This is a genomic window from Gordonia sp. IEGM753, from assembly GCF_050321825.1.
Lineage (GTDB): Bacteria > Pseudomonadota > Gammaproteobacteria > Pseudomonadales > Pseudomonadaceae > Aquipseudomonas.
In genome coordinates, this window is the sequence record NZ_JBNQGB010000002.1 from 221208 (window position 1) to 234391 (window position 13184).

A 13184-nucleotide genomic window follows, 5' to 3' on the forward strand; every position below is an offset into this window, starting at 1 on the left:
ATACCTTTTAGCTCGCCCGTGTAGTTCACGTTTATTTCAGTTTCCACGGAGGGAGCTCATGCCCCATAACGTTGTACCCAATCAACCTGCGCCACCGAATCTGGCTCGCTTGCGCCAGTTCATTGCCGAGCTCGCAGAGCTGCTTGATGAGCAGCCAGGGGAAAGCGCCATCCTTGAACACGGTGGCGGTTTGCTGCAACAACTGGTCAGCGTCGATGACTGGTTACCGCAGGCGTATGCCCAGCCCGACCCCGAGCGTTACCAGCAGTTTTTGCTGCACGCCGACTCCCGAAAGCGGTTTTCCATTGTCAGTTTTGTCTGGGGACCGGGGCAACGTACGCCTATCCACGATCACCGGGTGTGGGGGCTGATCGGCATGTTGCGTGGTGCGGAGTACTCTCAAGGCTTTGCCCGACAGCTCAACGGAGAATTGTCGCCGGCAGGCGAACCGGTGCGCCTGCAGCCGGGCCAGGTTGAAGCGGTGTCGCCTACAGTGGGTGACATTCATCAGGTGGCCAATGCCTTCAGTGATCAAGTGTCGATCAGCATCCATGTGTATGGCGCCAACATCGGTGCAGTGCAGCGCGCGGTGTATGGCCTCGACGGCACTGAAAAAACCTTTATTTCCGGCTACTCCAACAGCCTGCTGCCTAACCTCTGGGACTTGTCCAAGGAGCCCCCGCAATGACCGATTTTGCAATCCGCTATCACGCCGACATCCGCACAGCACTGCTGGCACGTGAAGAACTGGCGCTGTTGGACGTGCGCGAAGAAGCACCCTTTGCTGAAGCTCATCCGCTGTTTGCCGCCAACATCCCCCTGTCGAAACTGGAACTTGAAGTGTTGGCACGGGTGCCGCGCAAAGACACGCCCGTGACCGTTTACGATGATGGCGAGGGCTTGGCCAGCCTAGCTGTCCAGCGCCTGCAACAACTGGGTTACACCGACGTGGCGCTGCTCGACGGTGGTCTGCAAGGCTGGCGCGATGCCGGCGGTGAAGTGTTCAAGGACGTCAATGTGCCGAGCAAATCGTTCGGCGAGCTGGTGGATGCCGAACGCCATACCCCGTCCCTGGCGGCAGAGGAAGTGCAAGCGCTGCTGGACTCAAAGGCTGACGTCGTGGTGCTCGACGCTCGGCGGTTTGACGAATACCAGACCATGAGCATTCCCGGCGGCATCAGCGTGCCGGGGGCAGAACTGGTGCTGCGTGTGCGCGAATTGGCACCCGACCCCAAGACTCGCGTCATCGTCAATTGCGCCGGGCGAACCCGCAGCATCATCGGCACCCAATCGCTTGTCAACGCCGGCATTCCCAACCCGGTGGCGGCTTTGCGCAATGGCACCATCGGCTGGACCCTGGCCGGGCAGACACTGGAGCATGGCCAGGATCGACGCTTCAAAGCGGTGAGTGCACAGAACAAGAATCTTGCCATCGAAGCCGCCCGTGCCGTCGCCACGAAAGCCAATGTGCGCCGGATAGGGCTGGCCGAACTGCGTCGCTGGCAGGCTGATCCTGCACGTACAACTTACCTGTTCGATGTGCGGACGCCTGAGGAGTTTGCCGCCGGTCATTTACCCGGTTCGCGCTCGACGCCCGGCGGCCAATTGGTTCAGGAAACCGACCACTTCGCCAGTGTTCGCGGCGCACGCCTGGTGCTGGTGGATGACGACAACGTGCGGGCTAACATGAGCGCGTCATGGTTGGCGCAAATGGGTTGGCAAGTGACCGTACTCGATGACTTGAACGCGACAGATTTCAGTGAACTAGGCCCCTGGCAGGCCCCATTGCCGCCAGCACCGGACGTTGAAGAAATCAGCCCGCAAACCCTGGCGGACTGGTTGCAGGAGCCAGGTACACACGTACTGGATTTCACCGCCAGTGCGCTCTACGTACAACGGCACATTCCCGGTGCGTGGTGGGTGTTGCGCAGTCAGTTGCAGGCATCGTTGGCAAACATTCCACCCGCCGAGCGCTACGTGCTGACCTGTGGCAGCAGCCTGTTGGCCCGTTGGGTCGCGCCGCAGCTACAGGCCCTGACTCAGCGCCCGGTGACTGTTTTGCGCGGCGGCACCGCGGCCTGGATCGACGCCGGACTGCCATTGCAAAACAGCCCGCAACATTTGGCCTCACCCCGTATCGACCGCTATCGCCGGCCTTATGAAGGCACTGACAACCCACGTGCCGCCATGCAGGGTTACCTGGATTGGGAGTACGGACTGGTCGCGCAACTGGGACGGGACGGCACGCACGGCTTCTTCGTGATCTGACAACCAGCTGAACAGGATCGATGTGCTCGTAATGGCTTCGCTTCAGTAAACAAACTTCCTGTGGTGAGGGGATTTATCCCCTCACCACAAGTTCATCTCTTCATCACAGATTCATTTGTTCATCACAGATTTATCCCCTCACCACAGGTTCATCTCTTCACCACAGGTTCATTCCCTCACCACACTCGTGGGTACCAGCAGTCAGGGGACGCTACGAGACGATCCTCCTATTTTACAGCCGTGCGCACCACCGATAACTCCGCAGTCTGCCCCCGTCGCTGGCTCAGGTACCGCGTGCAACTGACCCGCAGGAACGAAGCGAAATTCACCACTTCGCCGCGATAGTCCATCACCTCTTCATACAACTTGGCGATCAACTGATTGGTGGTCATGCCATCGACCTGGGCAATTTCGCTGAGGATGTCCCAAAACTGATTCTCCAGCCGCAGGGTGGTCACCACCCCGCAAATGCGCAGCGAGCGGGAGCGGGATTCGTAAAGAATCGGATCGGCTTTGACGTACAGCTCGCACATGAAAAGTCCCTCGTTACAGGGTGATTTTGGTGCCCAGCAGACCAAGGAAACCCGCGAGCCAGTTCGGGTGTGCCGGCCACGCCGGCGCTGTCGCCAGATTGCCTTGAACGTGCCCGTCCGTCACCGGGATATCGATGAACGTACCCCCCGCCAAGCGTACTTCCGGGGCGCACGCCGGGTAGGCGCTGCACTCGCGACCTTCGAGAACTCCCGCTGCCGCGAGCAATTGTGCACCGTGGCACACGGCCGCAATCGGCTTGCCGGCCTTATCGAAGGCGCGCACCAGTTCCAGCACTTTTTCGTTCAGGCGCAAGTACTCCGGCGCACGACCGCCCGGGATCAGCAACGCGTCGTAGTCGGCTTCGGCAACCTTGGCAAAATCGAAGTTCAGCGCAAACAGGTGGCCCGGTTTTTCGCTGTATGTCTGATCGCCTTCGAAATCATGAATCGCGGTGCGAACGGTTTGCCCGGCAGTTTTGTCCGGGCACACCGCGTGCACCGTATGACCAACCATCAACAGCGCCTGGAAAGGCACCATCACTTCGTAATCTTCGACGTAATCGCCGACCAGCATCAGAATTTTCTTGGCCGCCATGGTGAGGACTCCTCTGGGAAAACGTGGGCCTGCAGGAATACTCAAAGTAGACCTAATCCTGCAGGGAGGGTAATAGCCAGCTACTACCAATAATCGATAGGGGCCGCTGCGCAGCCCGGCGCGAGCAAGCTTGCTCGCCACAGGGGCGCGGCAACTGTACGGATAACTCTGCGCCTAGCTGTAACAGCTGCTGATCCCTGGATTATGGCTAGATGATGACTCAACTCATCACCCCTGAATCCTGGTCCCCATCATGTCCTCGCGCGAAAACACCGGCATGGCCCTCGGCCTGCTGGGCGTAGTGATCTTCAGCCTCACATTGCCCTTCACCCGAATCGTCGTGCAGGAGATTCATCCGTTGCTCAACGGTTTGGGCCGCGCATTGTTCGCGGCGGTCCCGGCGGCGTTGTTGCTGCTGTGGCGTCGGGAGCGATGGCCGACCTGGCGGCAGGTCAGAGGCCTGTCGCTGGTCATTGCGGGGGTCATTCTCGGTTTCCCGGTTTTATCGGCGTGGGCGATGCAAACCTTGCCGGCCTCCCATGGCGCATTGGTCAATGGGCTGCAACCGCTGTGTGTCGCCCTGTATGCCGCGTGGCTTTCCCATGAGCGACCGTCAAAAGCCTTCTGGGCCTGCGCCGCATTGGGCAGTGCGTTGGTGCTGGGTTACGCACTGATCAGCGGTGCCGGAAGCATTCAGGCCGGCGATTTGCTGATGTTCGGCGCTATCGCATTGGGCGGTTTGGGCTACGCCGAGGGCGGTCGTTTGGCCAAGGAGATGGGTGGCTGGCAGGTGATTTGCTGGGCGCTGGTGCTGTCAACGCCGTTGCTGATCGGGCCGGTGGTGTACCTGGCTCTGCAACATCAGGGGGCGATTTCCGCCAAAACCTGGTGGGCATTTGGCTATGTATCGCTGTTTTCGCAGTTCATCGGTTTTTTTGCGTGGTATGCCGGCCTGGCCATGGGCGGCATTGCCCGGGTCAGTCAGATCCAGTTGTTGCAGATATTTTTTACCATCGCGTTTTCGGCGTTGTTTTTCGGGGAACACATCGAGCCGATCACCTGGCTGTTTGCAGCCGGGGTGATCGTGACAGTGATGTTGGGGCGTAAAACCGCCGTTAAACCCGCTGTGGAAGCAGGCTTGCTCGCGAAGGTGGACTGACAGCCAACTAAGATATTGAATGTCACGGCCCCTTCGCGAGCGAGCCCGCTCCCACACGGGCTTAGAGGAGGCCGTCGGCCCGCAGCAGGGTTTCGAGGCAATGTTCGGTGATGTGGTAGAAATCCTTCAGCTCCTGAATTTTCAACAACAGCTGAGCCGGGTCTACCTTCTCTGCGCGTTTGACCGCCAGGATCATCTTGTTCTTGTTGGTGTGGTCCAGTGAAATGAACTCGAACACCTTGGTCTCGTAACCACAGGCTTCAAGGAACAACGCACGCAAACTGTCGGTGACCATTTCGGCCTGCTGGCCCAAATGCAGGCCGTATTGCAGCATGGGCTTGAGCAGCGCCGGGCTCTGGATTTGCAAGCGAATCTGTTTGTGGCAGCACGGCGAACACATGATGATCGAGGCGCCAGAACGAATGCCGGTGTGTATCGCATAGTCGGTGGCGATGTCGCAGGCGTGCAGCGCGATCATCACGTCCAGCTCGCTCGGCGCGACGCTGCGCACGTCGCCGCACTTGAACACCAGCCCCGGGTGCTCAAGCTTGGCGGCGGCGGTGTTGCACAGGTTGACCATCTCTTCGCGTAACTCGACGCCGGTCACCATGCCTTCAGCGTTCAAGGTGTTGCGCAGGTAATCGTGGATCGCGAACGTCAGGTAACCCTTGCCTGAACCGAAATCCGCCACCTGCACCGGCTTATCCAGCGCCAGCGGTGAGGTGGTCAGCGCATGGCTGAACACTTCGATGAACTTGTTGATCTGCTTCCACTTGCGTGACATCGCCGGAATCAGCTCGTGCTTGCTGTTGGTCACACCCAGGTCTGCCAAGAACGGCCGGCTCAGATCGAGGAAGCGGTTTTTCTCACGGTTATGCTCGGCGGACGGCACCTCGCGCAATTGCTGAGGTTTGCTCTGGAACAGCGAACTCTTGCCCTTTTTGCTGTATTCCAGCTGAGCTTCGTCGGTCAACGACAACAAATGAGCATTTTTGAACGACGCCGGTAGCATTTCGGCGATGGTTGTCACACCGTCCTCAATCGACAGGTTCTTGGTGATATCGCGGGTCTTGTAACGATAAACGAAGGACAGGCAAGGCTGATCCTTGACCGTCAGTTGCTTGATGATCAGCCGCTGCAAATCCGTTTCGGCCCCAACGTACTTGGCCAGCACCAGTTTGATGAAGGCGTTTTGATCGAGACTGGTTTGCAGCAGATTGATGAACCGGGCGTGGTGATCCGGCGCGAGGCTGGCGGGGGTGGAGGTGACAGACATGAGAAAAAACGGCCTCGGGCGGAGCAAATCAGGGAATGGCGGGTATTTTAAGGGCGATGCAGCGTCAGGGCACGGCTAATTTCCCGAACGGTGCGAATCGTCAGCCAAGTCGGCTTCCCTGTGGTGAGGGGACAAGTCCGCTCACCACACGAGTCTCCTTGTTGCAATAATGTGCGTGTTGAGTCAGAAGGCTGAACTCAGCCTAAAACCACCAACCGATTTGGCAACTCATTGCGCACGTGCGTGACGGGGACATGCACCTTGAGCAACTCGCCACACGCCTCGATGCAGGCCACAAAGCCTTGCACGGTTTGCCCTTGCTTTACCTGCCGGGTGAAGGTCGCAACAATTGCATCCCAGCTTTTGTTATCCAGCCGCTTGGAAATGCCTTCATCCACCAGAATTTCCACGTAACGTTCGGCTTCGCAGACAAAAATCAGCATGCCGGTGCTGCCAACCGTGTGGTGCAGGTTCTGCTCCAGGAACTGCCGGCGCGCCAGGTTCGAAGCACGCCAGTGGCGCACCGAACGCGGGATCAGGTGCGTGGTGACCGCCGGAATGCGAAACACCAGGCACAGCACAATGAACGTGCTCCACTGCACCAACAGCAGGCTGTGCATGGTCAGCACGCCGGTGAGGTAGTGCACGACACCCGGCACCACGAGTGCCAGCAGGCTGGCCCATAACAACGGGATGTATACGTAATCGTCGGCGCGGGCGGCGAGCACCGTCACCAGTTCGGCGTCGGTATCGCGCTCGACCCGGGCAATTGCCTCGGCGACTTTGCGTTGTTCGTGTTCGGTCAGTAATGCCATGTTTAAAAGTGCCCGTTCGCTGTTGTTATTAACTGACGTTTGATCACCAGCCGCCCGACGAACCGCCGCCGCCGAAACTGCCCCCGCCGCCGCTGAAGCCCCCGCCTCCACCGCCGCCGCCAAAACCACCACCGCCGAAACCACCGCCCGAGCCACCAGAGCCACCGCGTCCGGCAGGCAGGAGCCCAAGCATTTGCAGCACAAAAATCGTCAGGATGAACAGCATCACCAGAAACACAAACACACCTGGATGACGCGAGACAAAGTCGCTGTCCTCGTCGCCGCGCGAATCATAGACAGTCGACGGCTCGTCCAGTGGATTGCCGCCCAAGACCACCAGCATCGCCGCGACCCCGTCGCTGATGCCTTTGCTGAAGTTGCCGGTCTTGAACGCCGGCGTTATCACCTGATTGATGATCACCGAACTTTGCGCATCGGTCAGGCGATCTTCAAGGCCATAACCGACCTCGATTCGCAGCTTGCGCTCATCGCGCGCAACGATCAGCAACGCACCGTTGTTCTTGTCTTTCTGACCGATGCCCCAGTAGCGGCCCAATTGATAGCCGAAATCTGCAATGTCGGTGCCCTGTAAATCCGTCAGCGTTACCACCACCAACTGCTCGCCCGTGGCTTTTTCATGGGCTTGCAACTGCTGGTCTAACTGCTCGCGAACCGCAGGGTCGATCATCTGGGCGTTATCCACCACCCGTCCGGTGAGTGGCGCAAACTTCAACTCGGCCTGAGCCGTCAGGGCAAACACCCAGAGCAACAGCACCAGGCCAACTTTCAACACGCGCATTGGCAACCTCATGGGGGCAGCGGCAAGTTTCAAGCAGCACACTACAAGCAGAAGCGGTGCAGGTTGCCCTCGCTTGCAGCGTGCGGCTTGCGCCGTGTGGCTGTTGGTTAGAATTTCACTTGCGGCGCTTTTTCAGCATCCGGTGTGGTCGCCTCGAACGTTTCACGAATCGGCAGATCGCTGTACATCACGCTGTGCCACAGACGACCCGGGAAGGTACGGATTTCCGTGTTGTACTGCTGCACCGCGAGGATGAAATCACGACGCGCCACGGCAATGCGGTTCTCGGTGCCTTCAAGCTGCGATTGCAGTGCGAGAAAATTCTGGTTGGCCTTGAGGTCCGGATAACGCTCGGACACCACCATTAAACGGCTCAACGCACCGGTCAACTGGTCCTGCGCCTGCTGGAACTGCTTGAGCTTTTCCGGGTTGTCGAGCGTTTTGGCATCCACCTGGATAGACGTCGCCTTGGCCCGGGCCTCGATGACCGCAGTCAGGGTTTCTTCTTCGTGCTTGGCGTAGCCCTTGACGGTTTCCACCAGGTTGGGGATCAGGTCGGCGCGGCGCTGGTACTGGTTCTGCACCTGGCCCCATGCGGCCTTGGCCTGTTCATCAAGCGTTGGAATGTTGTTGATGCCGCAGCCGGCCAGCAGCGTAGTCAGCAACATCAAGGCTGCGACCTGCAGGCTCGACCGATAGTGGTGTCTTACGTTCATCTGGTTGATGCTCCCTTGCACATTCCGTTGAAAAAACACCCTGCGAACTTTGAACGCGGCTCTTGGGGCATAATCTGCGCCGCCACTGGATTGAAGCGAGCCAATGGGCTAAAAGATGCCCCAGTACAAAAACAGTTCACGAGTTTGCTGCATTTACTTGAACAACAATAGTCGCTCCCTAAATTTTGGCTGACCGGCGCGTATTCACGGCCGTTTAGGCTTTTGAGAAAACTATTCATGAAGAAGCTGTGTTTGCTGGGCCTGTTCGTCAGCCTGGCCAGTCATAACGTATTGGCCGCCACGACGCCCGCACCTGTAGAAAACAAGGACGCTTTCATCACCAACCTGATGAAGCAAATGACCCTCGATGAAAAAATCGGCCAGCTGCGCCTGATCAGCATCGGTCCGGAAATGCCTCGCGAGCTGATCCGCAAGGAAATCGCGGCCGGCAACATCGGCGGTACGTTCAATTCGATTACACGCCCCGAAAACCGTCCGATGCAGGACGCCGCCATGCGCAGCCGGTTGAAGATCCCGATGTTCTTCGCCTACGACGTGATCCACGGTCACCGAACCATTTTCCCGATCCCGCTGGCCCTCGCTTCCAGTTGGGACATGGACGCTATCGGCCGGTCCGGGCGCATCGCCGCCAAGGAAGCCGCAGCCGACAGCATCGACATCACCTTCGCGCCGATGGTCGACATTTCCCGTGATCCACGTTGGGGTCGCACCTCCGAAGGCTTCGGCGAAGACACGTACCTGGTGTCGCGCATCGCCGGGGTCATGGTCCGGGCCTTCCAGGGCTCGGGCGCCAACGCGGCCGACAGCCTCATGGCCAGCGTCAAGCACTTTGCGTTGTACGGCGCGGTCGAGGGCGGTCGGGATTACAACGTCGTCGACATGAGCCCGGTCAAGATGTACCAGGACTACCTGCCACCGTACCGCGCTGCGATTGATGCCGGTGCTGGCAGCGTTATGGTCGCGTTGAACTCGATCAACGGCGTGCCGGCCACCGCCAACACTTGGCTGATGAACGACTTGCTGCGCAAGGATTGGGGCTTCAAAGGCCTGGCGGTGAGCGACCACGGTGCCATTTTCGAGCTGATCAAGCACGGTGTCGCCGCTGACGGTCGCGAAGCCGCGAAGCTGGCAATCAAGGCTGGTATCGACATGAGCATGAACGACACCCTGTACGGCAAAGAGCTGCCGGGGCTATTGAAGGCCGGCGAAATCGAGCAAAGCGACATCGACAATGCCGTGCGCGAGGTGCTCGGCGCCAAGTACGACATGGGCCTGTTCAAAGACCCGTACCTGCGCATCGGCAAGGCCGAAGATGACCCGGTTGATACCTACGCCGACAGCCGTCTGCACCGCGCCGAGGCGCGTGACGTTGCGCGTCGCAGCCTGGTGTTGCTGAAGAATCAGGGCGAAACCCTGCCGCTGAAGAAAACCGCAAAAATTGCCTTGGTCGGCCCGTTGGCCAAAGCCCCGATCGACATGATGGGCAGTTGGGCTGCCGCGGGTAAACCGGCGCAATCGGTAACCCTGCTGGACGGCATGACCAACGTGATGGGCCCCAACGCAACCCTGACCTATGCCCGTGGCGCCAACATCACCAGCGACAAGAAGGTTCTGGATTACCTGAACTTCCTCAATTTCGACGCCCCGGAAGTCGTGGATGACCCGCGCCCAGCGCAGGTGCTGATCGACGAAGCGGTGAAAGCCGCGCAGCAGTCAGACGTTGTGGTTGCCGCAGTGGGCGAGTCGCGCGGCATGTCCCACGAGTCGTCCAGCCGCACCGACCTGAACATCCCGGCCAACCAGCGCGACCTGATCAAGGCCTTGAAAGCGACCGGCAAACCGCTGGTGCTGGTATTGATGAACGGCCGTCCGTTGTCGATTCTTGAAGAGAAAGAACAGGCCGACGCGATTCTGGAAACCTGGTTCAGCGGCACCGAAGGCGGCAACGCCATCGCCGACGTGCTGTTCGGCGACTACAACCCGTCGGGCAAGCTGCCGATCACCATCCCACGCTCGGTGGGTCAGATTCCGACCTACTACAACCACCTGAGCATTGGCCGGCCCTTCACGCCGGGCAAACCGGGCAACTACACCTCGCAGTATTTCGATGACACCACCGGCCCGTTGTTTGCGTTTGGTTTCGGCTTGAGCTACACCGATTTCAGCCTGACCGACATGGCCTTGTCCTCGACCACGCTGAACAAGACCGGCAAGCTCGACGCCAGCGTCGTGCTGAAGAATACCGGCAAGCGTGACGGCGAAACCGTGGTGCAGTTGTACATCCAGGACGTGACCGGCTCAATGATTCGTCCGGTGAAGGAACTGAAGAACTTCCAGAAAATAATGCTCAAGGCCGGCGAACAGAAAGTCGTGCACTTCACCATTACGGAAGACGATCTGAAGTTCTTCAATACTCAACTCAAATACGCCGCCGAACCCGGCAAATTCAACGTGCAGATCGGCCTCGACTCACAGGACGTGACACAACAGAGCTTTGAGTTGCTGTAATTCCTCAAACACCAAAAAAACCTGTGGGAGCGGGCGTGCTCGCGAAGAGTCATGACACTCAATCAAGATGTTGAATGTTAAGGCCCCTTCGCGAGCAAGCCCGCTTCCACTTTGCTATTCGGTGCTGCGGCTATCCCCGGCGATCCAGCAGATTGACCACCACGCGATCCACCCATCCCCATATTCGCTGCCTGACCCGGTGCCAAAATGGACGGCGTTGCCATGCCTCAAGGCTGACTTCCTGACTTAACGCAAAATCTTTCTCGAAACTCGCCGCCACCGCCAGCGTCAGGCCAGGGTCCAGCGCCTCCAGATTGGCTTCCAGGTTGAAGCGCAAATTCCAGTGATCGAAGTTGCACGAACCCAGACTCACCCAGTTATCGATCAACACCATTTTCAAGTGCAGGAAACACGGCTGGTACTCGAAAATCTTGACCCCGGCGTTGAGCAGTCGCGGGTAGTAACGATGCCCGGCGTAGCGCACGGACGGGTGATCGGTGCGTGGCCCTGTCAGCAGCAATCGTACGTCGACGCCCCGCGAAGCGGCACGACGCAGTGAGCGGCGGACTTTCCAGGTCGGCAGAAAATAAGGTGTTGCCAGCCAGATTCTTCGTTGGCCGCTGTTAATTGCCCTGATCAGCGATTGCAGAATGTCGCGATGTTGGCGGGCATCGGCATATGCGACCCGGCCCATGCCCTCGCCCACCGACGGTACGCGTGGCAGGTGCGGCAGGCCAAAATGCGACGCGGGTTTCCAGGCGCGGCGATGACGGTTGGCAATCCATTGACGGTCGAACAGTAGCTGCCAGTCGATCACCAACGGGCCAGTGATTTCGACCATCACTTCGTGCCATTCGCTGGTGTCTTCGCCCGGCGTCCAGAACTCATCGGTGACACCCGTGCCACCCACCACGGCCAGGCTCTGATCGACCAGCAACAGCTTGCGGTGATCGCGGTAGAAGTTGCCGATCCAGCGCCGCCAGTACAGGCGATTGTAAAATCGGAGCTCGACCCCCGCCGCTATCAGCCGCTGGCGCAATGCCAGGGTGAATGCGAGGCTGCCAAAATCATCGAACAAACAGCGCACGCGAACACCGCGTTCCGCCGCTTCAACCAATGCCTGCACCATTGCCTCGGCGCAGGCGCCCGCCTCCACCAGGTACAACTCCAGTTCGACTTGTTCTTCGGCGCGGGCAATCGCCATCAACATGCGCGGGAAAAACTGCGGACCATCGATCAGCAGTTCGAAGCTGTTGCCTTCACGCCAGGGAAATATCGCGCCGGCCATGTCAGCGCGCCGTGAAAATCAGTACCGCACCCACCGGCACCGACAGACTGATGGCCGACAACCCGGCCATCTTACGCAGACTTTCCAGCCCGGCGGCCAGCTCGAAGTCCGCCGCATTGATCACCAAGGGCTCAAGCGTTACCACTTGAAAGCGCCGATCATCGAGCCGGGTTGCCAGCAGTTCCGCATCGTATTCATGGGTTTTACCGTGAAGGTTGACGGTTACCGGCAAACGCAGCTCCAGCTGCGCACCGGGTGCGAGGTCGTTGATCGGACGCAGGTCGATTTGCGTGCTGATCACGGCATCGGGAAAGGACTCGATCTGGAACAAGTCCTTGCGCATGCGCTCATCGCGCAGCGGGATGCCGCTGTTCACCGAGTCCAGCTCGACCTCGATTTGCGCCAATCCTTTGGAATCGACCTTGCCATGCAACACCAAAAAGCGCTGCACTTCCGAGACATTGGCGTTTTTTGTGCTGATAAACGATAGCCGCGAAGATTCACCATCCAGGTACCAATCGGCGTGAGCAGACACTGTGGCCCCGGCCAGCAGCAAGAAGGCGAAGGTTTTAGCAAGGGACCGCTTAAACATAGAGACTCGTATTGAAAATAAACCTGAACGAACCTTAACCGCCCGTGGGCACAATGCAAACCGCGAAAATTAAACACCGTGCCTTGTAGAAGACTCGCTTGCCAGCGATGACTTCTTTGACATCGCCATCGCCGGCAAGCCGGGCGCCCACAGACGTTCGTTCAGGGCGTTAGCCGGCAGCCCTGGCGTTCGCCGAGCCACACCGCGCTATGCCTACGGCCCAGACCACTGGCCGAAACCCGTTTACTTTCGCCATCATCGGTAAAGTCGCTGACGGGCAACCATTGCTTCACGTACTGGTGGCAATACTCCAGCGGATTGTTCATCACGTACCGGCACGAACAGTACTCCTTGGCGGTGTAAGCGCTGATGATGTCCGGGAAGGCCCACAACGCCACGCGCTCCTGCCAAACCCAGCCGAGCACGAATATCAACAGCACCAGCAATAGCGTACTGAACGGTCGGCGGCGAACAAAGCTGTGGCGGCTCATGGCTGCACCGTCCCGGTAAAGGCTGCACGCGCAAGTTTGAGCAATTGATTGTGTTGGTAGCTGCTGTCGCGATCATCGCCATAACGCACGATCACCAGGTTTTCGCTGGGAATCACGTACATC

General features: G+C 58.9%; 13 protein-coding genes. 4 read left to right on the top strand and 9 right to left on the bottom strand.

Features of this window, described 5'->3' with window-relative positions; all coding sequences use genetic code 11:
* Positions 1-58: 58 nt before the first annotated feature.
* Positions 59-688 carry a hypothetical protein gene (locus ACQR3R_RS13930; RefSeq protein ID WP_428272877.1) on the top strand — a complete coding sequence of 210 codons (630 nt, stop codon included), beginning with the start codon at positions 59-61 and terminating at the stop codon, positions 686-688.
* Entirely contained in the window at positions 685-2268 is a 1584-nt protein-coding gene (locus ACQR3R_RS13935) for a rhodanese-like domain-containing protein (RefSeq protein WP_428272878.1), read from the top strand. Before ACQR3R_RS13930 ends, ACQR3R_RS13935 begins: the two co-directional genes overlap by 4 nt.
* A 227-nt stretch (positions 2269-2495) precedes the next feature.
* Here ACQR3R_RS13935 and ACQR3R_RS13940 read toward each other — a convergent pair whose 3' ends face one another.
* Together ACQR3R_RS13940 and ACQR3R_RS13945 are read right to left on the bottom strand one after the other, a co-directional pair.
* A complete protein-coding gene (locus ACQR3R_RS13940; RefSeq protein ID WP_428272879.1) occupies positions 2496-2801 on the bottom strand; it encodes a ribbon-helix-helix domain-containing protein in 306 nt (101 codons plus the stop codon).
* Between the two features lie 13 nt (positions 2802-2814).
* A complete protein-coding gene (locus ACQR3R_RS13945; RefSeq protein WP_428272880.1) occupies positions 2815-3396 on the bottom strand; it encodes a DJ-1/PfpI/YhbO family deglycase/protease in 582 nt (193 codons plus the stop codon).
* A 253-nt stretch (positions 3397-3649) separates the two neighbouring features.
* Here ACQR3R_RS13945 and ACQR3R_RS13950 point away from each other — a divergent pair, with 253 nt between their 5' ends.
* On the top strand, positions 3650-4555 hold the full coding sequence (locus ACQR3R_RS13950) for an EamA family transporter (RefSeq protein ID WP_428272881.1): 906 nt from the start codon (positions 3650-3652) through the stop codon (positions 4553-4555).
* A gap of 61 nt (positions 4556-4616) precedes the next feature.
* Here ACQR3R_RS13950 and ACQR3R_RS13955 read toward each other — a convergent pair whose 3' ends face one another.
* From ACQR3R_RS13955 to ACQR3R_RS13970, 4 genes are all read right to left on the bottom strand, one after another.
* Positions 4617-5831 (bottom strand): methyltransferase, encoded by a 1215-nt coding sequence (locus ACQR3R_RS13955; RefSeq protein ID WP_428272882.1) that lies wholly within the window; start codon positions 5829-5831, stop codon positions 4617-4619.
* 197 nt (positions 5832-6028) lie between these two features.
* Positions 6029-6646 (bottom strand): TPM domain-containing protein, encoded by a 618-nt coding sequence (locus tag ACQR3R_RS13960; RefSeq protein ID WP_428272883.1) that lies wholly within the window; start codon positions 6644-6646, stop codon positions 6029-6031.
* Positions 6647-6689: 43 nt separating this feature from the next.
* Entirely contained in the window at positions 6690-7445 is a 756-nt protein-coding gene (locus tag ACQR3R_RS13965) for a TPM domain-containing protein (protein WP_428272884.1), read from the bottom strand.
* A 107-nt stretch (positions 7446-7552) separates the two neighbouring features.
* Positions 7553-8161, bottom strand: a complete 609-nt coding sequence (locus ACQR3R_RS13970; protein ID WP_428272885.1) for a LemA family protein — start codon at positions 8159-8161, stop codon at positions 7553-7555.
* Positions 8162-8398: 237 nt separating this feature from the next.
* Between ACQR3R_RS13970 and bglX the strand changes: the two genes are divergently transcribed.
* Positions 8399-10690 carry a beta-glucosidase BglX gene (bglX, locus tag ACQR3R_RS13975; RefSeq protein WP_428272886.1) on the top strand — a complete coding sequence of 764 codons (2292 nt, stop codon included), beginning with the start codon at positions 8399-8401 and terminating at the stop codon, positions 10688-10690.
* A 130-nt stretch (positions 10691-10820) separates the two neighbouring features.
* Here bglX and ACQR3R_RS13980 read toward each other — a convergent pair whose 3' ends face one another.
* The 3 genes from ACQR3R_RS13980 to ACQR3R_RS13990 form a co-directional block, all read right to left on the bottom strand.
* Positions 10821-11978: a phospholipase D-like domain-containing protein gene (locus tag ACQR3R_RS13980; RefSeq protein WP_428272887.1), complete on the bottom strand. Its 1158-nt coding sequence runs from the start codon at positions 11976-11978 to the stop codon at positions 10821-10823.
* A gap of 1 nt (position 11979) precedes the next feature.
* Complete coding sequence (locus ACQR3R_RS13985) at positions 11980-12570, bottom strand: YceI family protein (RefSeq protein WP_428272888.1); 591 nt, start codon at positions 12568-12570, stop codon at positions 11980-11982.
* Positions 12571-12731: 161 nt separating this feature from the next.
* Positions 12732-13061 carry a hypothetical protein gene (locus ACQR3R_RS13990; RefSeq protein WP_428272889.1) on the bottom strand — a complete coding sequence of 110 codons (330 nt, stop codon included), beginning with the start codon at positions 13059-13061 and terminating at the stop codon, positions 12732-12734.
* Positions 13062-13184 lie beyond the last annotated feature (123 nt).